Raw genomic sequence first — 22,766 nt, 5'->3', positions numbered from 1 at the left:
TCCTTCTCCCGTCCTCATGTTTAAAATATACAGTTCTTCGGCTGGGTCTGGTAAGACATATACGCTTACCAAAGAGTACCTCAAGCTAGCGTTGCGGCCGGGGGCGGAGGACAGTTATTTTCGGCATATCCTGGCTGTCACCTTTACCAATGCCGCGGCCAACGAGATGAAAAACCGAATCCTAGATCGGCTGCGTGACATCGCCGATGGTAAGGATTCGCCCCTCTTGAACGACCTCGTTACGGAGCTGTACGGGATTCAGGCCACCGAAGATGCGCACCAGGAAGCATTCCAAATTGCCCGCGACGAGCTCCGGCAGAAAGCGTCGTCGGTGTTTCGGACCATCCTACACCGATACGCCGATTTCTCCGTAACAACCATCGACTCGTTTACGCAGCGGGTGGTGATGGCTTTCACCGACGAACTGGGTTTGCCTTACTCATTCGAGGTGGAGATGGATACGGACGAAGTGCTTGAACTGGCCATCGACAACATGATCGAAAAGGCTGGAGTCGAGGAAATGGAAGAAATCACCACCATCCTGAGCGAGTATTTTACCAATACAGCCACCGAAGGCAAAAGCTGGAACCAGTTGCCCGAATTACTGAAAGAGTTTGGCTACAACCTGACTTCCGATCAGTTTTATGAGTCGGTCAATGCCGCCCAGCAGTTGTCGCCCGGTGCGCTGCGGGCCATTCGGGAGCAGCTAAAAGCCCATAACCAGCAGCTGGAAACGGATATCGTAGGCCAGGCCCAGCGGGCCTGGCAACGAATTACCGAAGCAGGGTTGAGCGAAGCCGATTTTCATTACGGTATCGGTGGAGTGGGCGGTTTTCTGAAAGCGGTGGCTGCCGGCGAAGCCCGGAAGGATATCGGTGCCCGAGTCAATAATGCGGTCAACAATGGCGAATGGTACGGCAAAAAGACGCCCATGCCGGTTCAGGGCCTGATTGACAGTATGGTCGACGAACTGGGCGACTGCATTGGTCAGATCATCGGTCTGCGCGAAGAACGGGGGCGTCAGGCAGCGCTCTTCGATTGTCTGCTGCCTCATCTGCAGAAGCTGGCCCTCCTGAAGCAGATGCGGATCGAGTTTGATGAGCTGCTGCGGAAAGATGGGCGGGTGCATATCTCCGAGTTCAACAAGAAAATCCTGAGCATTGTCGCGTCGGAGCCCGTGCCGTTCCTGTACGAGCGACTCGGTGATAAATACAACCATATCCTGATCGACGAGTTTCAGGATACCTCCCGGCTCCAGTTTGCCAACCTGCTCCCCCTGATCGAAAACGCGCTCGGCTTTCAGCATTTTAACCTGGCAGTGGGGGATGGTAAACAGGCCATTTACCGGTTTCGGGGGGGCGACATGGACCAGATCGTAGCGCTGCACCGGCAGGACCTGGTCAGCCTGAAGCAGGCGCATGGCCCCGACACCTGGACTGCCGATCGGATCGGGATGCTGGAAGGGCATCTGGAAGGCGAATTTCTGGATACCAACTGGCGCAGTGCAGCGCCGATCATCCGGTTCAACAACCAGTTTTTCGAGCATACCGCCCGCTCCTTCGAGTATCAGTACCCGAAAGTGGCCGATGTATTCGATGCCGAGCAGCTATTTCATCAGAAAGTGTCGCCGAAGGCAAAAGAGCAGGGGCATGTCCAGATCGACTTTGTCGCTAAAGACACCGGTACGGGTAAGGATCTGACGGCCGTCATGCTCGAAAAAACCATCGATCACCTGCAGAAAGCGCTGGCCGACGGCTATCAGTATGGTGATATTGCTATTCTCTGCCGGAAGCGGAGTCACGCCAAAGCGCTGGCCAGCGAGCTGAACGCCCGTCAGATTCCGCTGGTCTCGGCCGACTCACTGTCGCTGGAGTTTTCGGACCCGGTCAAGTGGATCGTCACGCTGATGCGACTCCTGATGCGGCCCGATCATAAGCTGCTTCGCTACGAACTGCTGTACCTGTTTCATCGGGTAGTCAGGGGTGTTTTCCCCGACGATGCGCTGACGGAACAGTTGCGGAGCGTTGCCGAAAAAGGGGCCGACGCCGTATATGCGTATCTGACGGATGAAGGTTACCCGCTTGACCCGTATGCCCTCGGGCAGCTGAATCCTTACGAGCTGGCCGAGCGGCTGACGGCTCAGTTCGGGCTCTTCAGCCAGGCTGAGAACAACCCCTTCCTGTTCCGATTTCTCGACGAGGTGCTGACGTTCAACCAGAAACGCAGTGGCCACCTGGCCGATTTTCTGCTGTACTGGGATAGCGTCCGGCAAAAAGTATCGGTCGAAGGAAACGCCCGAAATGCCGTCAGTATTCAAACGATTCACCGGTCCAAGGGGCTGGAGTACCCGGTGGTGATTATTCCGTTTGCCAACTGGGCGGTAACCCCCAACAGCCGGGGAACGATCTGGCTCGATCTGAGTGCCGTACCCACGGACCAGCTTACTCACCAGGCTCATACCGGTGAACTGACTCGTCTGCTTAGCGCCCCCGCCCATCCGAACAGCAGCCTGGACAAAACCCCGGAGGTCGTGCGGTTGCAGTATGTGGAAGAGATAACCCGGACGTTTCTCGAAAACATGAACCTGCTGTACGTGGCGTTTACCCGGCCAACCGACCGACTGTATGTGATTGGCGAACTGACTGATTTCAGCAAACCGGGCGAACAGAAAAACGTGAGCTACTGGCTGCACGCGTTCCTGCGCGATAGCGAACAGGCCCGGCTTTGCGGCTGCGTGTGGCAGGAAGGACGGTCGAGTTACGAAGTCAGCCTCTGCGCCGATGCCTTCACCCATCGGGTAGATGAGCAGACCGACGAGGAAATCCTGCTGGACGATATCCGAAGCGGTCATCGGCAACAGGAACTAAACCTGCGTCGGCAGGCTGACCGGGTGTTCGACGTGGCTACGTTTCAGCGTAACCGGGAGCGCGACCGCAAACTTTGTGCTGCCCTCAGTCTGATCAAAGGCCCCGACGGTATCGACCGGGCGTTGCGCCAGCTGGTGCGGGAGGGCCTTATCCGGCACAGTGAAAGCAACGACCTGCGCGGGCGACTGATGACGATTGTGTCGCATCCGGCGCTGGCCCCGCTGTTCGATTCAACCCTGCGGATTGACACCGATCGGAGTATTCTGAGCAGCAAACGCATGCACGGCGCTCCTCACCGGGTCGTGCATTACCCCGATGGCCATATCGTACTCGTTCAGTACGAATCGGCACCCGGGCCGGCCTCGTCTTCGGCGGTTATACCTGACGCTGACCCGGCTGTGACCAGTAGTCTGCTTTACTTTTCCAGACTTTATCGGGAGATGGGCTTTCCGGAAGTGGAAGGGCGGCTGGTCATTCTGGCCGACGAACCTACTGTACTCACCGTGTAAAAGCGCCCCAATCACTCGCTCTATGAATCCTTACCTACGCGCATCAACCACAGCAAATAGCCTGCGGGCTATCCTGGCGGGCTGTCTTGTTCAGCTGACCCTGATCACACCCGGCTTCGGCCAGTCACCGTACCGTCTTCAGACGGGGCGCGAACTGGGCCTGCTGGGGGTAGGGGGCGTAGCAGCTGGTACTGCCCTTGTGCTGGAATCCAGGGTCGAGCCACTAACGATCGCGGATCTGGCCAGCCTGGACCGGACCAGAATCCCCGCCTTCGACCGGGGGGCTATCGACCGGTACAGCACCACCGCCGACCGGTTGAGCGATGCGTCGCTGGTGGGCAATGTGGCGCTGGCGGGTTTGTTAACGATCGGGACGAAGCCCATGCGGCAGGATATCAAAACAATTGGGGTGATGTATATCGAAACGGTGCTGCTGGCCAACGGTCTGCAGCGATCCGTTAAAAACCTGACCCAGCGTAACCGGCCTTTTGTGTATAACCCCGCGGCTCCGCTGGAGGAGAAGCTGGAACGCAGTGCCCGTCAGGCCTTTTTTTCCGGTCATGCCACCAATGCTTTTGCTACGGCGGTATTTACCGGCGAGGTTTTTCGGCATTACTTTCCCGAATCGAACTGGAAACCGGTGGTCTGGGTTGGATCATTAGGACTGGCCACGGCAACCGCTGTACTGCGGTACGAAGGCGGGCTGCATTACCCCACGGACCTGCTGGCCGGAGCCGCATTTGGTTCGCTGATCGGCTGGGGCATTCCCAAACTACACGAGGTGAAAAACAAGGGCGAATTGGGAAAACGACTCGACATTCAGCCCTGGAGCACGGGGCAGGCAAATGGAATTTACCTGCGCCTGACCGTGTTTTCGCGTTAACTTTGACCCCGCAATGACAAAGATTACCGATCATATTAAGGCTGCGAACGGCAAGCCGATTTTTTCCATTGAAGTTATCCCACCCATCAAGGGCGATACCCTGAAAAATCTGCTCGACAACATCGAGCCGCTGATGGAGTTCAAGCCCCCGTTCGTCGACGTGACGTATCACCGGGAGGAGTACATCGAACGGCCGTTACCCGACGGTACCATTCAGAAGATCGTTACCCGCAAACGCCCCGGAACGGTTGGCATCTGTTCGGCCATTATGCATCGGTTCGGCGTCGATCCGGTGCCGCATGTGCTGTGTGGTGGCTTCAGCCGGGAAGAAACCGAAGACTTCCTGATCGATCTCCACTACCTCGGTATCGATAACGCGCTGGTATTACGGGGCGACCCGGCCAAACCTTTTACGACCTTTAAAGCCAAAGAAAACGGATACAGCTACGCCAGCGAACTGGTCGAGCAGGTGGCCAACATGAACCGGGGTGTTTATCTGCACGAGGAAGATACCGCCCTGGCTCCGAGCAATTTCTGCATCGGGGTAGCGGCTTATCCCGAGAAACACTTTGAAGCCGAAAACCACGACATCGATTTCGAGTACCTGAAGCAGAAAGTAGACAAAGGGGCCGATTACATCGTAACCCAGATGTTTTTCGACAACCGAAAGTATTTCGATTTCGTGGAACGGTGTCGACAGCATGGTATCGATATCCCGATTATTCCAGGACTGAAGCCGCTGAGTACACGCCGGCAACTGCAAATCCTGCCCAAACTGTTTCACCTCCACATGCCCGAGGAACTGGTTGCCGCCGTAGAGGCCTGCGAGAACGACCAGCAGGCTCGCCAGGTGGGTATCGAATGGGGTATACAGCAATCGCGGGAGCTGATGGCTGCCGGAGCGCCCGTTCTCCACTACTACACCATGGGCAAGGCCGACAACGTCATGCAAATTGCCCGGGCAGTATTTTAATCATAAAAAAAGAGGGCGCCACAGGGCGCCCTCTTTTTTTATGTCAGGTTACCGACTGGCGGTAACGCCTGCCGTGATGAGTTTGATAAAGGCCTCGTTGAAGGCTGGAATATCGTCGGGTTTGCGGCTGGTAACCAGGTTTCCGTCGGTTACGACTTCCTGGTCTACCCAGTTGGCGCCTGCGTTCACCAGGTCCGTCTGTATGGAAGGGTAGGACGTCAGCGTACGTCCCTGCACTACGTCGGCTTCGGCCAGCAGGGTAGGCGCATGGCAGATGGCCGCAACCGGTTTTTCTTCGTCGAAAAACGATTGGATGAACTGCACGGCTTTCTGCTCGGTACGCAGCTTGTCGGGGTTCATGACCCCACCGGGTAGCAGCAACGCATCGTACTGGCCGGGATCGGCCCCGTCCAGGGGGAGGTCAACATCGAATGAATCGCCCCATTCGGTATGGTCCCAGCCTTTTATCTCCCCGCCTTTGGGAGCGATGAGGTGTACCGTGGCACCAGCGGCTTCGAGTGCCTGCCGCGGCTCTGTCAACTCTACCTGTTCAAAGCCCTCTGTCATCAGAGCGGCTATCTTTTTTCCCTGCAACTCATTCATAACGTTTGTGATTGTATTGTATACTACTGGAATAAACTGCTATTCGACCGGAAGGTTACCCCGTTGGTCAGCAAAAACACCGCAAACAAAGCCCATTGGCTCACTTGCGGTGTTTTTTCAGATCAATCTGGGTTGCGGAGGCTAGGCCGGAATCAGGCCATGCGGGTTGATGACAAATTTCTTGGCCACCCCGCTGTCAAACTCAGCATAGCCTTTTGGTGCCTCATCCAGGCTGATCACTTCGACATTGACCGCTTTGGCAATCTGCACTTTGTCGTACAAAATCGACATCATCAGCTGCCGGTTGTATTTGATAACGGGAGTCTGGCCGGTAAAGAACGAATGGCTCTTGGCCCAGCCCAGCCCGAAGCGGATGGACAGGTTTCCCGTTTTTGCGGTCGACTCTTCGGCGCCGGGGTCTTCAGTAACGTACAAACCCGGAATACCGATTGCACCGCCTGCCCGGGCAATCTCCATCAGGGAGTTTAACACGGCGGCCGGTACTTCTTTCTGGACCTCTCCACCATGTCCGCGGGCCTCAAAGCCGACACAGTCGACAGCGCAGTCTACTTCGGGAACGCCCAGGATCTGGGCGATCTGATCGGCCAGCGACGCATCTTCGTTCAGATCAACCGTTTCGCAACCGATGGAGCGGGCGTGGGCCAGTCGGGCCTTGTTCATGTCGCCCACGATGACCACGGCAGCCCCCAGGAGCTGGGCCGAAGCCGCAGCGGCCATACCGACCGGACCGGCTCCCGCAACGTATACGGTAGTGCCCGGCCCGACGCCGGCGTTGACCGCACCGTGGAAACCCGTCGGGAATATATCACTGAGCATGGTCAGATCGCGGATCTTGTCCATTGCCTGCTCTTTGTCGGGAAACCGCAGCAGGTTGAAATCGGCATAGGGAACCATTACGTACTCGGCCTGGCCGCCAATCCAGCCGCCCATGTCCACGTACCCATAGGCACCGCCGGCCCTCGACTCGTTCACGTTCAGGCAGATACCGGTTTTCTGCTCTTTACACGTCCGGCACCGGCCACAGGCAACGTTGAAGGGTACGGAAACCAGGTCGCCCACGTTCAGAAACTCGACGTCTGACCCTTTCTCGATTACTTCTCCCGTTATCTCATGGCCCAGAATCAGACCCGGTTCGGCAGTTGTTCGGCCACGGACCATGTGCTGGTCGGAACCGCAGATGTTCGTCGATACTACTTTTAAAAGAACCCCGTGGTTAATCTTTTTGCCTTTGGGGTTAACTAGTTCCGGGAAATCAATAGTTTGTACTTCGACTTTGCCGGGACCGGTGTATACGACACCACGATTGCTTGCCATAGTGAGTAGCGGGTTTAGATGAACAGAGAAAATAAAAGAAAGTCGGGGAGGGGAACCAGCCAGACAGGTTCCGCCGTCAGGAGATGGCCTCGACCCCAGCCTGAGCTACGGTATGATCGTTCTCGACCGTACTCCCCGAAACGCCGATGGCCCCGATGATGGTGCCTTCCGCATTTTTGATGGGAATACCACCCGGAAAAGAGATGAGTCCACCGTTAGAGTGTTCAATGTTATAGAGAGGGCCGCCGGGTTGCGAAAGCTTTCCGATCTCCCCGGTTGGCATGTCGAAGTAGCGGGCCGTTTTGGCTTTTCGGATGGAGATATCGATAGACCCAAGCCAGGCCCCTTCCTGACGGGCAAAAGCGGCCAGGTTAGCACCCGAGTCGACGATAGCAATGTTCATCAGGGTGCCTATTTCGATCGATTTTTGTTTGGCCGCTTCGATAGCCTGCTGGGCCTGTTCAAGGGTAATAGTCATGCGTTCTGGTTGAGTTATGCTGGTTTATGTAGATTAAACCGGTAGGGTATTAAACTGTTCTGTCACTTGGATAATTTCTTACTGATATAGTATTTAATGTAGGTAGTGTATACTTACAGATAAGTTCGTTACTCATGTTAATAACTAAGTATTAGCGTTAACAATATTTTGCATAATTTTAGGAAGCGGAATAATCTATTGCTTAACAAACAAATAGGTTCGTTTGCCTTCAGGAAAAGTTTTTCAGCCTCATAACTTGTACTCTGATGAATACCATTGAGATTAACCTAGACGCCCTGTTACGTTACAACATCACGCCTAATCAGTACGTATTCCTGTTTCTGACCCATACGCGTCAGTATGCCGCTTTGTACCGGTTTGGCCAGGAAGGCCCCAGCTTTTCGGCCGAGGAAATCGGTAATCTGGTCGACCGGGGTCTTATCCTTAACCTGAACAAAGAGGGTTATTACTATCTCGACTTCTTTGTGCTGACTGATGAAGTAGGGCGCGACCTGTTCGATCAGAACCGCGAAAAAGCGGCCCTCGAGTTCTGGAATGCCTATCCCATCCTTCTTCGCGATCCGCATACGGGGGAGAACTTCTCGCTGCTGACGACGGATAAAGATCAGTTTCTGAAAGATTATTACTCCCGGGTGGGCCACGCCATTCCGAAGCACCGGCGGGTGATGGACGCCCTCGAATACGCGATCGACAAAAACCTGATCGATATGACCATCCGGCAGTGGCTCGACTCTGAACAGTGGACTATGATGTGGGAACTTATGGCCATTGAAGCCATTCAGTAAAGCAACGCTTCCCCAACTCATTTACCCATATCCGGTGCAAACCAGTCGGTTGGCAGCCGGTCTCTACGCTGTTTTATTCCTGTATACGCTGCAGGGGTAAAACAGCTTTTTATTATCCCGGTCATTCCAGTCCTGATAAAACAGGTTGGCTGGAGGCTAGCCTTAGTGCCCGGCTGCCTGACTGGCGGTCGGCTGTTCTCGTAAAAAAAGAGCTGACCTGTTAGTTATAACTAGTTGACTGAAAGTAAGATAGGTGATTAGTAGTCAACTTTTTTTATCTACTTTCCCTTATTCCGGGTTATGATACATAACCGGTTTGCCCAGGTATGGCAGATCGGCGTTTTTGTATTGACTGCAATCAATCCTTTCTTACGATGACAAACCAGGCAACCTTAATCGACGAACGTAGCATCAACACCATCCGGCTGCTGGCGGTAGACGCCGTGCAGCAGGCCAACTCCGGTCATCCGGGTTTACCGCTGGGCGCAGCGCCAATGGCCTACGTACTCTGGTCCCGACATCTGCGATTCAATCCGCAGGACCCGCACTGGCCCGACCGAGACCGGTTTGTTCTGTCGGCCGGCCACGGCTCTGCGTTGCTTTATAGTATGTTACACCTCTACGGGTATGATCTCTCCCTCGACGATGTAAAGCAGTTCCGGCAGATGCATTCCAAAACACCCGGCCATCCAGAATCCAATCTGACGGCTGGTGTAGAGGTAACGACAGGGCCGCTTGGGCAGGGGTTTGCCAATGGCGTCGGCATGGCAATGGCAGAAGCCTTTCTGGCTGCCACCTACAACCGGGAGGGCCACACCATCGTTGATCACTACACCTACTCGATTGTCAGCGATGGCGATTTGATGGAGGGGATCGCGTCTGAAGCGGCTTCCCTGGCGGGCCACCTGAAGCTGGGGAAATTGATCTACCTCTACGACGATAACCTGATTTCGCTCGACGGCCCCACTAACCTGGCGTTTACGGAAGACCGGATGGCGCGCTTTGCGGCCTACGGCTGGCATACGCAGGAAGTAGCCGATGGTAACGACCTTGACGCCATTGACCAGGCCATCCGGGCGGCACAGGATGAGACCGAGCGCCCGTCGATCATTGCCGTTCGCACGGTGATCGGCTATGGCAGCCCGTTGGCCGGAACCAGCAAGGTGCATGGCAGCCCGCTGGGCGACGAAAACCTGCGGGCAGTGAAGACCTATTTTGGATTCGACCCCGACCAGTCGTTTGTGGTACCCGATGGCGTTCGGGAGCATCTGAGCGAAGCGGGACAGCGGGGTCGCCAGCTTCAGGCCGACTGGCAAACCCGGTTCGACGCCTACAAAAAGCAGTTTGGAACAGAAGGGGCAGAGTTTGAACTGGCTTTTGCTGGCAAGTTACCCGATGGCTGGGATGCCGGCTTGCCAGTTTTCACGGCCGATGATAAAGACATGGCGACCCGGCAGGCCTCCGGCAAAGCGCTGGAAGCCCTCAAGCAAAACGTCCGGTTCCTGTTCGGCGGATCGGCCGACCTGGCTTCGTCCAACGATATGCCTACCAAAGGGGATGTGAGTTTTCAGCCGGGGCATTACGACCACTCGAACGTATGGTTTGGCGTTCGGGAGCATGCCATGGGAGCAGCCCTGAACGGTTTGTCGCAACACGGGGGCATACATCCGTACGGCGGCACATTTCTGAACTTTTCGGACTATATGCGGGGGGCCATCCGGCTGACCGCCCTGGCCGAATCAAAAGCTACCTTTGTCTTTACCCACGACAGCATCGGCCTGGGCGAAGACGGCCCTACCCACCAGCCCGTCGAGCAAATCGTATCCCTCCGAACCATTCCGAACTGTATCATAATCCGACCGGCCGATGCCAATGAGACCGTCGAAGCCTGGCGTGTAGCCATGTTACAGCCTAAATCGCCGGTGCTGCTGATTCTGTCGAGGCAGAAGCTGCCGGTGCTCGACCAGGGAACGTACGGCTCGGCCCGGGAGGGTGTCGAAAAAGGGGCTTATATCCTGAGTGAGTCCGAAGGCACTCCGCAGCTGATCCTGATCGGAACCGGCTCCGAAGTATCGCTGGTGCTGAAAGCGCAGGCCGAACTCAAGAAACAGGGGATTCAGGCGCGGGTTGTCAGTATGCCTTCGTGGGAGCTTTTTGAAAAGCAGGATCAGGCTTACCACCACAAAGTACTGCCGCCTTCCATCCGCAAACGGCTGGCGGTAGAAGCGGGCTCGCCCATCGGCTGGCACAAGTACGTCACCGACGAAGGCACAACCATCAGCATGAACCGATTCGGGCTGTCGGCCCCCGGCGACGAGGTGATGGCCTATTTCGGATTTACGGTCGACAACGTTATAGCCACGGCCAAAGCGGTGCTGGACGGTAACCCGGACGGTATCGAGAAAAAGGAAGTGTTGTCGTAGCCCATTCGATGATTTGTAACACACGGGCGGGGGCAGGGGGTGAGGAAGCGAAGCCCGTGTGTTACTACCAATTCCACCAGATTGCCTGATGAAACCATTGCTACTACACTATTTCATGGGTTTGGTGCTGATTGTCAGCCTTTCGGATTGTCAGCATGTAGAAACAAGCCCCCCCAAAGCGGAAGGGTTCGACCCGCCGATATCAACTACTGTTTCGCACGTGGCCGGATCGATCGAGTTTCCGATCCGCGAACTGGAAGAAAAAATTAACCGTGAACTTGACCCGCTGCTGGTTGGGAAAGGCGCGCCCGGCGGCAAACGGGGGGGCGTGTTCCCGTTCAGGGTGGCGCGGTCGGGTCGGGTCCGTATTCAGTACGAGAATCAGCAGCTCCGGTTTTCGACCCCGCTCCAGCTCTGGATTACCAAGCCATTCAGTAAGGACAAAACCCCTCCCGACAAGCCGTTCTGTTCGCTCCATATCAATTTTCAGAGCCCACTGACGGTGACGCCCGACTGGCGCCTGGCCAGCCGGGTGAAATTCACCAGCTTTGACTGGATCATAAAACCGGAGATCAAAATTCTGGGGCAGGAGATTCAGCTGACTGATTTTGTGCGAAATCTGCTCGACCGTTACCAGCCCGCCATCGAGTCGGCTATCGACACCGCTATCTACAAAGAACTCCGGATCGACCAGATTGTCGGACCGATCTGGCAGGATATTCAGAAACCCTTGCTGGTCAGTAAAGAGTTCGGCCTCTGGCTGCTCCCCAAGCCGGTGCGGGTCGAGACCAGTCCCATCAGTGGAGGAAACGGGTCGATCATCACCCACCTCCGAATTGCGCTGAATACGGAGACAAAGCTGAAACCTACCACACCGGCCTACACCCCGACCCAATTACCAACCCTGGAACGGAAAGAACAACTCCCGCTATTGTCTGACCTGCGACTGGTGAGCGACCTGCCCTATGCCGACATAAACCGGGTGTTGAACCTGACCCTCAGCCAGCAAAAAAAACGGCTGCTCTTCGGGGCGGTAACGATCCGGAACGTGGCCGTCTACGGCGGCCAGCGCACCTTACTCGTCAAAACGGAGGTCGGTGGACTGATGGACGGGGTGATCTACCTGCGGGGTCGTCCGGTCTTCGATACGCTGACCAATACTCTGCGGGTCAGCAACCTTGATTTCGATGCTGCCAGCCAGAGCGGTATGCCCCGCTTCGTGAGTTCGCTGGTGCGGAAAAGTCTGTTGAAGCTGGTCGATGAGTTGCTGGAGATTTCGCTGGGCGACGAAATCGATAAACTGCCGCAGAAAATTACCCAGGCTTACGAGAAAGGTGGAGCAGGCAAGAAAACCGATCTGGTTATCCAGTCATTTCGGTTCACCCCCGAGCAGATCGCCATCCGGCCCACCGGCATACAGACGCTGATTCACGTGCAGTCGAAAGTCGGTTTACGGGTCAGGCAATTGTAATCATCAACAAAGTCGGGCCGATCTGGTTAAGCCGATAGCAAATCCATCCGAAAAAATTACCCATGGCAGTTATTGGCGAGTTATTAAAAAGAGCAATTGATGTATACGGCTTTATTGTGTCGGACCCCGATCCGGTCGCAGCGCAGCGGGAGGTGTTACTTCAGCTGATTAAAAAAGCGAAGCTCACCGCATTCGGCAAAAAATACAACTTCAGTCAGATTCTAACCAGTGATGATCCCGTACATGCCTTTCAGCAGGCCGTGCCGGTACATGATTACGACAGGATGAACGCCGACTGGTGGCATTACCTGCTGGAAGGCCATCAGAACGTTACCTGGCCCGGCGGACAACAGTATTTCGCCCTCAGCAGCGGCACGACCAGTACCAGCAAGGCTATTCCGGTTACCGACGATATGCTGGAAGCGATTCGCAAAGCTGGTATTCAGCAGGTGATGAGCCTGAAAAACTTCGATCTGCCCTCCGACTTTTTCGAAAAACAGATCATGATGCTGGGGAGCAGCGTAAGCCTTATCGAGAAAGACGATCATCAAGAAGGCGAAATCAGCGGCATCAGTGCGGCTAACATACCGGGCTGGTTCAGCGGGTATTACAAGCCCGGTGTTGAGATTGCGTCGATCCAGGATTGGGACGAGCGGGTGCACCGGATTGCGCAGGAAGCCCCATCCTGGGACATTGGTAGCCTGAGTGGTATTCCATCCTGGATTGAAATGATGCTCAAAGAAGTGATTGCGTACAACCGGCTGAATACGATCCACGACATCTGGCCCAACCTGCAGGTATACACCACGGGTGGGGTAGCGTTCGAACCGTACCGCAAAAGTCTGGAGACGCTGCTGGCCCGGCCGCTCACCTACATCGACACCTACCTCACATCGGAAGGGTATCTGGCCACCCAGAAACGGCCCGACACGTCGTCGATGGCGCTGATGGTCGATAATGGTATCTTCTTCGAGTTCGTGCCCTTCGTGGAGGCCAATATGGACGAGGCCGGGCGGGTCAGAGAGGACGCCACGATTCTGTCGCTGGCCGAAGCCGAAGAGAATACCGACTATGTGCTGCTGATCTCTACGGTTTCGGGGGCCTGGCGGTACATGATTGGCGATACCGTCATGATCACCGACAAGAAGCGGGCCGAGATCCAGATTACCGGCCGTACCAAACATTTTCTGAACATTGTTGGAGAACAGCTCTCGGTGCATCAGATGAACGACGCCATGCAGCTCATGCAGCAGCAGTTCGACATCGAAATTCAGGAGTTTGTGGTTTCGGCGGTGCGGAAAGAGGGCGAATACATCAACAAATGGTACATCGGCTCCAACCGAACCGTCGACAACCAGACGTTTGCTGAATCACTCGACCGAGAACTACGCCAGGCCAACAAAAACTACAACGTGGCCCGGACCAAAGCGCTGAAAGGCGTGGAGGCCGAGGTGATTCCGGTCGAACAATTCTACCGCTGGAGCGAGGAATTCAAAAAGCTGGGCGGACAGGCAAAAATCCCGCGTGTGATGAAAGAAGCCGATTTGCTGGAGTTCGGGGAGTACATAAAAAGCCTGTCATAGGGCTTTTTTCTGGCGGTCGAGTTTTTCTTCTTCCAGCTTCTTCACCTGCTCAACGATCTCTTCCGGCGAAACGTACAGGCGCGCAATCTTGTCCTTGTAGGCCTGGGGTAACTCGGCATGGTCGAGAATAAACCGTTTCGTTTCGATCAGGTAATGGCCGAGGCCGTGGTTGACCGCAAAACTGTCGGCAATCCGCTCGGCCTTTTTTACGTAAGCCGCCGAGAAAATGTAGCCAAGCCCAAACCCCACCAGCTCGAGGTTGGTCCGGCGCTCGTAATCCATGATGTGCCCCAGTTCGTGGCCAATCCACCCGATCATGATAGCATCGGGCAGCTGATGGATCGGGATGGCCGTATGCGTCAGGGTAAACAGCGCACTGATATTGATTTGGTACGCCCGGTCGGCCCGGGGGCGCAGCAGGGTCTGAAAAACCGGCTGCGCCTGCATGACGGATGAGTTGATCCGTTGTTTGAAGACAAAGCGAATCAGTGTCTGCTGCAGCGCCGGAAAAAAAGACAAAGCGGTCAGTACGTTTTTCTCGATGACCGACGGAATCGCTTTATTGGTTCGGAACCGGGCCAGGGCCGGCGAAACGGCCTCCGGCTGGTCGATACGCTTGTTGAGCTGCATACGGATACACGTCGTTGGTACTACCTGTCAAACGAGATGCCTGCTTATTGGTTTAGACGAACCGGCCTGGCCGCTCGTTGCGCCTGTACAGCCCGTGAAGTGCCGATTGGTTGAGCGTCGTAAAAATGCTCGTTATATCTACTCAGGGGCGGGAGGGAAGACCCTTTAGAATTGTACTCATTCGATTGATATCAGCGCATCGAAAAAGGAAAAATAGATGACGTATATACTTAACAGGTAGCCCCGCTACCTACGCCGGATTACGAAGAATCGGTACGTACAGAGCGGGGCTACCTGGTATCGGTTGAAAAGCTTATCCTTTTTTGACTTCTCCTTTATTCTGTTCTTTGGCCCAGGCATCTTTCAGGGTTACGGTCCGGTTAAAGACCGGACGCTCCGGGGTCGAGTCGGCATCGAGAATAAAATAACCTTTCCGCATGAACTGCACATTGGTCAGCGAGCCCGACCGGGATGCGTCAACCAGAGCCGGTTCAACGAACGCCCGTACCACCTCGAGCGAAGTTGGGTTGAGTAGCTCCTGGAAGTCGCGCTCGTCGGCGGCCGGGTTTTCGACCGAGAAGAGCCGGTCGTACAAACGAACCTCAGCCTCAACGGCATGAGGAACGGATACCCAGTGAATCGTGCCTTTTACGTTGATGCCCGATGTGTCGGAACCGCTCCGGCTTTCGGGGATGTAGCTGCACCGCAGTTCGGTTATCTCGCCGGTCTCGTCTTTCACAACCTCGTCGCATTTGATAATGTACGCCCCTTTGAGCCGGACCATGCCGCCCGGGAAAAGCCGGAAAAACTTCTTCGGCGGCACTTCCATGAAGTCGTCGCGCTCGATATAGACCTCGCGGCTAAACGGTACGTCGCGTTCGCCCGAGCTGGCATCTTCGGGGTTGTTTTCGATGCGCATGATCTCTTCGCGGCCTTCGTCGTAGTTGGTGATAACCAGCTTCAGCGGCTTCTCATCCAGTACGGCCATGACGCGGGAGGTCGTTTTGTTCAGCTCCTCCCGGATGCAGAATTCCAGCAGCCCCACATCGATCAGGTTATCGCGCCGGGCCACCCCGATCCGGTCGCAGAAATCGCGGATGCTGGCCGGCGTATAGCCCCGGCGCCGGATACCCGCAATGGTTGGCATCCGTGGATCGTCCCAGCCGGTAACGTGCCCTTCCTCGACCAGTTTCTTCAGCTTTCGCTTACTCATGACGGTATACGTCAGGTTAAGCCGCGCAAATTCGTACTGGCGGGACGGGAAAATGTTCAGTTGCTCGATAAACCAGTCGTATAACGGCCGGTGAGGCACAAATTCCAGCGTACAGAGCGAGTGGGTGATCTGCTCGATGCTGTCTGACTGGCCGTGGGCAAAGTCATACATCGGGTAAATGCACCAGGTGTTGCCAGTACGGTGGTGATGAGCGTGCTTGATGCGGTAGATGATCGGGTCGCGCAGCTGCATGTTGGGAGACGCCATATCGACCTTGACCCGGAGTACTTTTGCCCCGTCGGGGTACTCACCGGCGCGCATCCGCCGGAAAAAGTCGAGGTTTTCATCCACGCTCCGGTCGCGGTAGATACTCAGGCGGCCGGGTTCGGTAGGCGTACCTTTCTGGGCGGCAATCTCTTCGGAGGTAGAGTCGTCTACATACGCCAGCCCCTTCAGAATCAGCGCTTCGGCAAACTGATAGAGCTGTTCGAAGTAATCGGACGCGTAGAGTTCGTTCTCCCAGTCGAAGCCCAGCCAGCGAACGTCGTTCTTGATCGAATCAACGTATTCGGTGTCTTCGGTAACCGGGTTGGTATCGTCGAAGCGGAGGTTGGTTTTGCCACCGTATTTGTCGGCCAGACCAAAATTGAGGCAGATCGACTTGGCGTGGCCGATGTGGAGGTAGCCGTTGGGTTCGGGCGGAAACCGCGTATGCACGCGTCCGCCATGTTTCCCGGAGGCAATATCGTCTTCAACGATCTGTTCGATAAAGTTCAGATGACCGCGGTCGGTCGAGGATTCATTTGGGGCTTCAGTCATCGTTGCAGGCTGCTGATAAAGCCCCGAAATTACGGCGTTATCATGGGTTTGGCAAACGGACGAGGGCGGGTCTACGCGAAGGATTCAGCTTAATTAGTTTATCAATCGAACAAAAAGGGAGCTGTCCGTAGTTAGTAGGTGGTACACTCTGTTGACTATCGTTCGACAGCGTGCTGTTGTCTGCTACCGCGGTTATGAAAAATAGTTGGTTACCGTTACTCCTTTTTATGGGCACCTGGGTGATGACACAGGTAGCCTTTGCTCAGAAAAATACAGATGCTCTGGCCCAGCAGGCGCCCCTGGCCGACTGCATTCAGTTCGCCCTGGAGAATCAGCCCCTTATTCGGCAATCGGCCATCGATCAGGAGATTGCCGATCGCTCGGTGCGCTCGGCGCTGGCTGCCTGGTATCCCCAGCTGAACGCTGGCTACGGGCTGACGCATTTCCTGCAACTGCCCGTTACCCTGATTCCGGATGCAACAACGGGCGAACGACGGCCGGTAGCTTTGGGCGCTAAAAACACCTCGACGGTATCGTTCTCACTGACCCAGTCGGTCTTTAACCGGGATGTGCTCCTGGCCAGCCGGACCGCCGATGCCTACCGGGCACAGGCCAGTCAGGTTACCGTGCAGAACAAAATTGACGTGGTGGTCAACGTGAGCAAGGCCTTTTACGATGTGATCCTGACCCAACGCCAGGTCGACATTCTGGCCGAGGACATCAGCCGACTCCAGCGCAGCCTGCAGGATGCCACCAACCAGTACCAGAGCGGGGTCGTCGACAAAACCGACGCTCAGCGGGCACGTATTGCTCTCAACAACACCCTGGCCCAGCGGAAGCAGTTTCAGGATCTGGTCGGGGCCAAGCAGCAGACCCTCAAACAACTGATGGGATACCCGCCCAACGCGCAGCTGAACCTGGCCTACGACACCCTGCAGCTGGCGACCGAAACAGCGCTGGATACCACCCTGCTGGCTAACCCGGTCAACCGGATCGAATACCAGCTTCTGCAAACACAGGGGCGGCTACTGGAGTCGAACGTCCGCTACAACCGCTGGGCCTACCTGCCCATCGTGAATGCCAACGCCAACTATAATCTGTTGTACCAGAACAACTCGTTCGGGCAGCTCTACAGCCAGTCGTTTCCGAACTCGCTGGTAGGGCTGTCGGTGTTTCTGCCCATTTTTCAGGGTGGCCGCCGGGTACAGCAGCTGCGCATTGCGGAATTACAGGTCAGGCGGCTTCAGTGGGATCTGGCGGCCCTGACCAGTGCCGTTGATGCCGAATACGCGCAGGCTCTGTCTACCTACAAAGGAAATCTGGCCAACTATTTTGCCCTGCGGGAAAACCAGGCGCTGGCTCAGGATGTCTATCGGATCATCAACCTACAGTACCGGTCGGGTATAAAAACCTACCTGGACGTAACCGTGGCCGAAGCCGACCTGCGAACAGCTCGCCTGAATGTATTTAACGCACTGTATCAGGTATTGATCAGTAAGCTGGACGTGCAGCGGGCACTGGGGCTTATTCAGTTTTGAGATTTGTAAAACGATGAACATACAGGTAAATACACTTTTACTAGGCGCTACCGTGCTGGTGCTTACGGCTTGTGGCGGTCAGAAAGACGAACAGCAGCAGGGACCTCCACCACCAACTCCCGTTTCGGCCGTAAAGGTGATGAAAGGAAGCGCGGTCTATTACGACGAATTTCCGGCTACAATTACCGCCCTGGTCGAGGTAGACGTACTGCCGCAGGTGGCGGGGAATATCACCGGCATATTTTTTCAGGATGGACAGCCGGTTCGGCGTGGACAAAAGCTGTACACCATTGACCCGCAGCAGTACCGCGCCGGCTACGACCAGGCTGTGGCGAACCTGAACGTGCAGAAAGCCAACCTCAACCGTGCGCAGAAAGACGCCGATCGATATAACACGCTGGCGCAGCAGGATGCTATAGCCCGGCAGGTGGTCGATAATGCATCCGCCACCCTCGAGGCTGCCAAAATGCAGGTCGCTGCCGCCGAAGCCAGCATCCGGGCGGTAGGAACGAATCTTAAGTACACCACCATTTACGCCCCCCTCGACGGTACGATCGGGATTTCTCAGGTACGGATCGGGTCGGCGGTAGCCCCGGGTTCGGCCCCGCTCAACACGATCTCATCCGATAATCCCATCGCGGCCGACGTGCAGGTCGATGAGGCCCAGATCCCGCGCTTCTTAGCCCTTCAGAATCAGAAAAACGGCGTTCGGGATTCCGTACTGACGCTGGTCTTACCCGACGGCAGTGTGTACCCGTATCCGGGAACGGTACGGATTGTTGACCGGGCGGTCGATCCGCAGACCGGAACGCTGCGGGTTCGGGTGGCTTTCCCCAATCCGAAAAAACAGCTCAAAGTCGGCATCAACGCCAACATACGGGTCAAGAACAATACCGGACAGCCGCAGCTGCTGATTCCCTACCAGGCCGTTACCGAGCAAATGAGCGAGTACTTCGTTTACGTGGTGGGCGACAGCAGTAAGGTAACGCAGAAAAAGCTGGTGCTGGGCGCGCGGATCAACGACAAAGTGATTGTGAAAAGCGGCCTGAAGGAGGGCGAGCTGATCGTCACCGAAGGCACGCAGAAAGTCCGGGAAGGCGCTAAAGTAAACGTTAATTAACGATGGGGTGATTGAGTGGATCGGTTTCTGATCAGTCACTCAATCGCTCCATCGGTATCACTCAACAGAACCGATGTTCGCAGAAATTTTCATCAATCGGCCCGTAACGGCTATCGTCATATCCATCGTCATCGTGGCGCTGGGTGTGCTGGCGCTGCTGAGCCTGCCCGTTAGTCAGTACCCCGACATTACGCCCCCGGTGGTGCAGGTAACGGCTACCTATACCGGAGCCGATGCCCAGACCGTTGAACAGACCGTAGCTACCCCCATCGAAACGCAGGTAAACGGTACGCCGGGCATGGCTTACGTGCAGACCAATGCCACCAACGACGGACGTATGAGCATGAACGTCACCTTCGATGTGGGTACCGACGTAAACATTGCTGCGCTCGACGTACAGAACCGGGTCGGTATTGCCCAGCCCCAGCTGCCCGAAGAGGTGACCCGCCTGGGCGTAACGGTCCGGAAGCGGAACCCTTCGCTCTTTATGCTGGTCGCGATCTACTCGCCGAAGGGTACCCACAACGTGTCGTTTCTGGACAACTACGCCAACATCTACATTCGTGACGCGCTGTTGCGGGTAAAAGGAGTGGGGGACATTTTCAGCCGTGCCGATGACTTCAGCATGCGCATCTGGATGAAGCCCGACCGGCTGGCCCAGCTCGGCCTTACCGCCGACGATGTCGTAGCGGCCCTGCAGGAACAGAACCTGCAGGTTGCCGGCGGATCGGTAGGGGGACCACCCCAGCCAACCTCGCAGGCGTTCGAGTACACGGTATTTACCAACAGCCGGCTCAGCAAGGAAGAAGAGTTCAACAACATTGTGGTCCGGTCAGACCCGGCGCGTGGTTCGCTGGTGTACCTGAAAGATGTGGCGCGGGTGCAGCTGGGCAAGTTCTCCTACGCCAGCAATTCCTTCGTTGACGGCAACCGTGCAGCTTACCTGCTCGTTTATCAGCTGCCGGGCAGTAACGCCCTGGCAACGGCCGAGGGGGTATACGCGGCCATGGAAAATCTGAAAAAAACATTTCCGAAAGATATTGATTACGTAGTGCCGTTCGAGTCGGTGTCGGTGATTCAGGTGTCGATATCGGAAGTGGTCAAGACCCTGCTCGAAGCGCTGGTGCTGGTTATTTTAGTGGTCTTTTTGTTCCTCCAGAGCTGGCGCGCTACGCTGATTACCCTGCTGGCTATTCCCGTATCCATCGTCGGAACGTTTGCCCTGTTCGTGCCGCTCGGGTTTACGGTCAATACCCTGACACTGTTCGCCTTTGTACTGGCCATCGGTATTGTGGTCGATGATGCCATTGTGGTGGTGGAGGCTGTTCAGGCGAATATTGATAAGGGCATGTCGCCCAAGGAAGCAACGGTAGAGGCCATGCGGGAAATTTCGGCGCCGGTAATTGCCATCGCGCTTATTCTGGCGGCTGTATTTGTGCCGGTCGGCTTCATACCGGGTATTGTGGGTCGTTTATACCAGCAGTTTGCGATCACCATTGCGGTGTCGGTACTGATCTCGGCTTTTGTGGCGCTGTCGCTCACCCCCGCACTGTGTACCATGCTGCTTCGACCCATGCACATCGATGAAAACGCGAAGGGGCTTAACCGGTTTTTCTACAAGTTCAACCAGTGGTTCGAACGGGTAACGAATGCCTATTCTAACAGTGTTAAGCGGCTCATCAAGGCCACCCCGCTGGTGCTGGTGGGCCTGGCTGTGGTGTATGTAGGGACCGGATTGCTATTCAAAGCCAAACCCTCCGGGTTTATCCCGACCGAAGATGAAGGCCGGCTCATCGTGACCTACGAGATTCCGGAAGCGGCTTCGACCTCACGGAGTCTGGTGGTGCTGAAGAACATCATGGGCATCCTGAAGCAGCAGCCTTACGTGGCTCACTTCTCGGCGCTAGGCGGTCTGAACGCCATTACCTTTGCCTCCAAATCGAACAGCGGTACGGTATTTATCCAGCTGAAACCCTGGGAAGAGCGAACCGGGCCGGGTATGCAGGCCGACTCGCTGGTGCCTAAACTCCAGCGCGCTTTTGCCGGCTTGACCGACGCGCGGGTGCAGGTTATTCAGCCGCCCGCCATTCCGGGATTGGGGCAGTCGTCGGGTTTTACGTTCGAGATCCAGCAGCGCGAAACCAACGACGACGTGAAGGCTTTTGACGGGGTGGTGCAGAATTTCCTGGCCGAAGCCAACAAACGCCCCGAAATAGGCCGCGCTTTCTCTTACTTTACGGCCAAGGCCCCGGCCTACCGGGTCGAAGTGGACCGCGACAAGTGTAAAAAGCTGGGGCTATCGGTGTCCAACGTGTACCGGACGATGCAGACCTTCCTGGGGAGCCAGTATGTAAACGATTTCATTATTTACGGGCGTAAGTTCCGGGTCGTTGCCCAGGCCGATACCATGTACCGGACCGACGTGAAAAACCTGAACCAGTTTTACGTCCGTAACGCCGGTGGTCAGCTGATCCCGATCAGTAACGTGATCAAAACGACGGTGATCGAGAACGCACCGCTCATTTCTCACTTCAACCTGTTCCGGGCGGTCGAGCTGAACGGCGGGGCCAAACCCGGCTTCAGCAGCAGTCAGGCCAACGACGCCTTGCGGGAGGTGGCGGCCAAGGTATTGCCAGCGGGGTACTCGTACGATTTTTCGGGGTTGAGCCGTGAAGAGATCAACGCAGGCAACAGCTCGGTCTACATCTTCCTGCTCAGTATCGGGTTCGTATTCCTGTTCCTGGCTGCGCTGTACGAGAGCTGGTCGGTGCCGTTCTCCGTCCTGCTGTCGGTGCCGATCGGGGCGCTGGGGGCTATTCTGGCGCTGGTCATGTTCCCTTACCTGACTAACAACGTGTACGCCCAGATTGGTTTGATCACCCTGATCGGTCTGGCTGCCAAGAACGCCATCCTGATTGTCGAGTTCGCCAAAGAGCGCGTCGATCGGGGCGAGGACCTGCTCGAGTCGACCATCGAAGCGGTGCGGCTGCGGCTGCGCCCTATTTTAATGACGTCGCTCGCGTTTATCCTGGGGGTGGTGCCGCTGGCTATTGCTACCGGCGCGGGCGGGGTGGCCCGGGCTACCATCGGCCGCACGGTGTTGGGAGGGATGCTGGCTGCTACCTCGCTGGCCATCTTCGTAGTGCCGGTGTTGTACGTGGGTATTACCCGACTGGCCTATGGTAAGAAAGGCCTCGAAGCCCTGAAAAATAAAGCCCGGGAAGAGAACAAACCGGCTGAACACCAACCACAGGTTATTGATAAATAAATAGCAGACAGCTGTTCGAACGCCCGGGACCTGATGTCAGGCCCCGGGCGTTCTTTTTTTGCCGGTGGGCGATGCCCTTCCAGGCTGTATACTCCGGTTAAGTGATAAACCTGGCAACCTCTTAGGGGGCTGGGCAAGTCGGTTGATAAGGAGGTAAAGCCGTGAGGAGACCGTATTTTATACCCCCCAGCCCCCTAAAGGGGGAGCCGTCCGCGCCGAATGGGCTCCCCCTTTAGGGGGCTGGGGG

At 56.0% G+C, this 22,766-nt stretch carries 15 protein-coding genes; 10 read left to right on the top strand and 5 right to left on the bottom strand.

From position 1 onward, the window contains the following. The first annotated feature begins 16 nt into the window (after window positions 1–16). From B1C80_RS03285 to metF, 3 genes are read left to right on the top strand one after another with little or no spacing between them, the layout of a single operon-like run. Complete coding sequence (locus B1C80_RS03285; RefSeq protein ID WP_077919643.1) at window positions 17–3,376, top strand: exodeoxyribonuclease V subunit beta; 3,360 nt, start codon at window positions 17–19, stop codon at window positions 3,374–3,376. Window positions 3,377–3,398: 22 nt separating this feature from the next. Next, a complete protein-coding gene (locus tag B1C80_RS03280) occupies window positions 3,399–4,259 on the top strand; it encodes a phosphatase PAP2 family protein (RefSeq protein ID WP_077919642.1) in 861 nt (286 codons plus the stop codon). Window positions 4,260–4,272: 13 nt separating this feature from the next. After that, window positions 4,273–5,232 carry a methylenetetrahydrofolate reductase [NAD(P)H] gene (metF, locus tag B1C80_RS03275; RefSeq protein WP_077919641.1) on the top strand — a complete coding sequence of 320 codons (960 nt, stop codon included), beginning with the start codon at window positions 4,273–4,275 and terminating at the stop codon, window positions 5,230–5,232. Window positions 5,233–5,280: 48 nt separating this feature from the next. Here metF and B1C80_RS03270 read toward each other — a convergent pair whose 3' ends face one another. The 3 genes from B1C80_RS03270 to B1C80_RS03260 all read right to left on the bottom strand — a co-directional run bounded on the left by B1C80_RS03270 (window position 5,281) and on the right by B1C80_RS03260 (window position 7,648). Continuing rightward, window positions 5,281–5,835: a type 1 glutamine amidotransferase domain-containing protein gene (locus B1C80_RS03270; RefSeq protein WP_077919640.1), complete on the bottom strand. Its 555-nt coding sequence runs from the start codon at window positions 5,833–5,835 to the stop codon at window positions 5,281–5,283. Window positions 5,836–5,976: 141 nt separating this feature from the next. Beyond that, the gene (fdhA, locus tag B1C80_RS03265; protein WP_077919639.1) at window positions 5,977–7,170 is read right to left on the bottom strand and encodes a formaldehyde dehydrogenase, glutathione-independent; all 1,194 of its coding nucleotides are present in this window, start codon (window positions 7,168–7,170) and stop codon (window positions 5,977–5,979) included. A gap of 76 nt (window positions 7,171–7,246) precedes the next feature. Continuing rightward, window positions 7,247–7,648 (bottom strand): heme-binding protein, encoded by a 402-nt coding sequence (locus B1C80_RS03260; protein WP_077919638.1) that lies wholly within the window; start codon window positions 7,646–7,648, stop codon window positions 7,247–7,249. 266 nt (window positions 7,649–7,914) lie between these two features. Between B1C80_RS03260 and B1C80_RS03255 the strand changes: the two genes are divergently transcribed. From B1C80_RS03255 to B1C80_RS03240, 4 genes are all read left to right on the top strand, one after another. Then, the gene (locus tag B1C80_RS03255; RefSeq protein WP_077919637.1) at window positions 7,915–8,454 is read left to right on the top strand and encodes a hypothetical protein; all 540 of its coding nucleotides are present in this window, start codon (window positions 7,915–7,917) and stop codon (window positions 8,452–8,454) included. A gap of 374 nt (window positions 8,455–8,828) precedes the next feature. Continuing rightward, entirely contained in the window at window positions 8,829–10,877 is a 2,049-nt protein-coding gene (gene tkt, locus B1C80_RS03250) for a transketolase (protein WP_077919636.1), read from the top strand. A gap of 88 nt (window positions 10,878–10,965) precedes the next feature. Beyond that, on the top strand, window positions 10,966–12,348 hold the full coding sequence (locus B1C80_RS03245; RefSeq protein ID WP_077919635.1) for a DUF4403 family protein: 1,383 nt from the start codon (window positions 10,966–10,968) through the stop codon (window positions 12,346–12,348). Between the two features lie 62 nt (window positions 12,349–12,410). Further along, complete coding sequence (locus tag B1C80_RS03240; protein WP_077919634.1) at window positions 12,411–13,931, top strand: GH3 auxin-responsive promoter family protein; 1,521 nt, start codon at window positions 12,411–12,413, stop codon at window positions 13,929–13,931. Here the strand turns inward: B1C80_RS03240 and B1C80_RS03235 are convergent. After that, a complete protein-coding gene (locus tag B1C80_RS03235) occupies window positions 13,926–14,561 on the bottom strand; it encodes a hypothetical protein (RefSeq protein ID WP_077919633.1) in 636 nt (211 codons plus the stop codon). The two genes, B1C80_RS03240 and B1C80_RS03235, sit on opposite strands and share 6 nt — an antisense overlap. Before the next feature lie 313 nt (window positions 14,562–14,874). After that, on the bottom strand, window positions 14,875–16,593 hold the full coding sequence (locus B1C80_RS03230) for a glutamine--tRNA ligase/YqeY domain fusion protein (protein WP_077919632.1): 1,719 nt from the start codon (window positions 16,591–16,593) through the stop codon (window positions 14,875–14,877). Window positions 16,594–16,820: 227 nt separating this feature from the next. On the opposite strand from B1C80_RS03230, the gene B1C80_RS03225 reads away from it, so the two are divergent. The 3 genes from B1C80_RS03225 to B1C80_RS03215 all read left to right on the top strand — a co-directional run bounded on the left by B1C80_RS03225 (window position 16,821) and on the right by B1C80_RS03215 (window position 22,519). Beyond that, window positions 16,821–18,131, top strand: a complete 1,311-nt coding sequence (locus B1C80_RS03225; RefSeq protein ID WP_236648591.1) for a TolC family protein — start codon at window positions 16,821–16,823, stop codon at window positions 18,129–18,131. A gap of 13 nt (window positions 18,132–18,144) precedes the next feature. Further along, on the top strand, window positions 18,145–19,251 hold the full coding sequence (locus B1C80_RS03220; RefSeq protein WP_077919630.1) for an efflux RND transporter periplasmic adaptor subunit: 1,107 nt from the start codon (window positions 18,145–18,147) through the stop codon (window positions 19,249–19,251). 73 nt (window positions 19,252–19,324) lie between these two features. Continuing rightward, window positions 19,325–22,519 carry an efflux RND transporter permease subunit gene (locus tag B1C80_RS03215; RefSeq protein ID WP_077919629.1) on the top strand — a complete coding sequence of 1,065 codons (3,195 nt, stop codon included), beginning with the start codon at window positions 19,325–19,327 and terminating at the stop codon, window positions 22,517–22,519. The last annotated feature ends 247 nt before the right edge of the window (window positions 22,520–22,766 follow it).

The sequence above is a fragment of the Spirosoma sp. 209 genome (genome assembly GCF_002006735.1).
Taxonomy (GTDB): domain Bacteria; phylum Bacteroidota; class Bacteroidia; order Cytophagales; family Spirosomataceae; genus Spirosoma; species Spirosoma sordidisoli.
This window is presented reverse-complemented; position numbering and strand designations above follow the sequence as displayed.

Bases quoted from the DNA above. Each gene is read 5' to 3' on its own strand.
- B1C80_RS03285 (WP_077919643.1), top strand. From the start codon at position 17: ATGTTTAAAATATACAGTTCTTCGGCTGGGTCTGGTAAGACATATACG.
- B1C80_RS03280 (WP_077919642.1), top strand. From the start codon at position 3,399: ATGAATCCTTACCTACGCGCATCAACCACAGCAAATAGCCTGCGGGCT.
- metF (WP_077919641.1), top strand. From the start codon at position 4,273: ATGACAAAGATTACCGATCATATTAAGGCTGCGAACGGCAAGCCGATT.
- B1C80_RS03270 (WP_077919640.1), bottom strand. From the start codon at position 5,835: ATGAATGAGTTGCAGGGAAAAAAGATAGCCGCTCTGATGACAGAGGGC.
- fdhA (WP_077919639.1), bottom strand. From the start codon at position 7,170: ATGGCAAGCAATCGTGGTGTCGTATACACCGGTCCCGGCAAAGTCGAA.
- B1C80_RS03260 (WP_077919638.1), bottom strand. From the start codon at position 7,648: ATGACTATTACCCTTGAACAGGCCCAGCAGGCTATCGAAGCGGCCAAA.
- B1C80_RS03255 (WP_077919637.1), top strand. From the start codon at position 7,915: ATGAATACCATTGAGATTAACCTAGACGCCCTGTTACGTTACAACATC.
- tkt (WP_077919636.1), top strand. From the start codon at position 8,829: ATGACAAACCAGGCAACCTTAATCGACGAACGTAGCATCAACACCATC.
- B1C80_RS03245 (WP_077919635.1), top strand. From the start codon at position 10,966: ATGAAACCATTGCTACTACACTATTTCATGGGTTTGGTGCTGATTGTC.
- B1C80_RS03240 (WP_077919634.1), top strand. From the start codon at position 12,411: ATGGCAGTTATTGGCGAGTTATTAAAAAGAGCAATTGATGTATACGGC.
- B1C80_RS03235 (WP_077919633.1), bottom strand. From the start codon at position 14,561: ATGCAGCTCAACAAGCGTATCGACCAGCCGGAGGCCGTTTCGCCGGCC.
- B1C80_RS03230 (WP_077919632.1), bottom strand. From the start codon at position 16,593: ATGACTGAAGCCCCAAATGAATCCTCGACCGACCGCGGTCATCTGAAC.
- B1C80_RS03225 (WP_236648591.1), top strand. From the start codon at position 16,821: ATGGGCACCTGGGTGATGACACAGGTAGCCTTTGCTCAGAAAAATACA.
- B1C80_RS03220 (WP_077919630.1), top strand. From the start codon at position 18,145: ATGAACATACAGGTAAATACACTTTTACTAGGCGCTACCGTGCTGGTG.
- B1C80_RS03215 (WP_077919629.1), top strand. From the start codon at position 19,325: ATGTTCGCAGAAATTTTCATCAATCGGCCCGTAACGGCTATCGTCATA.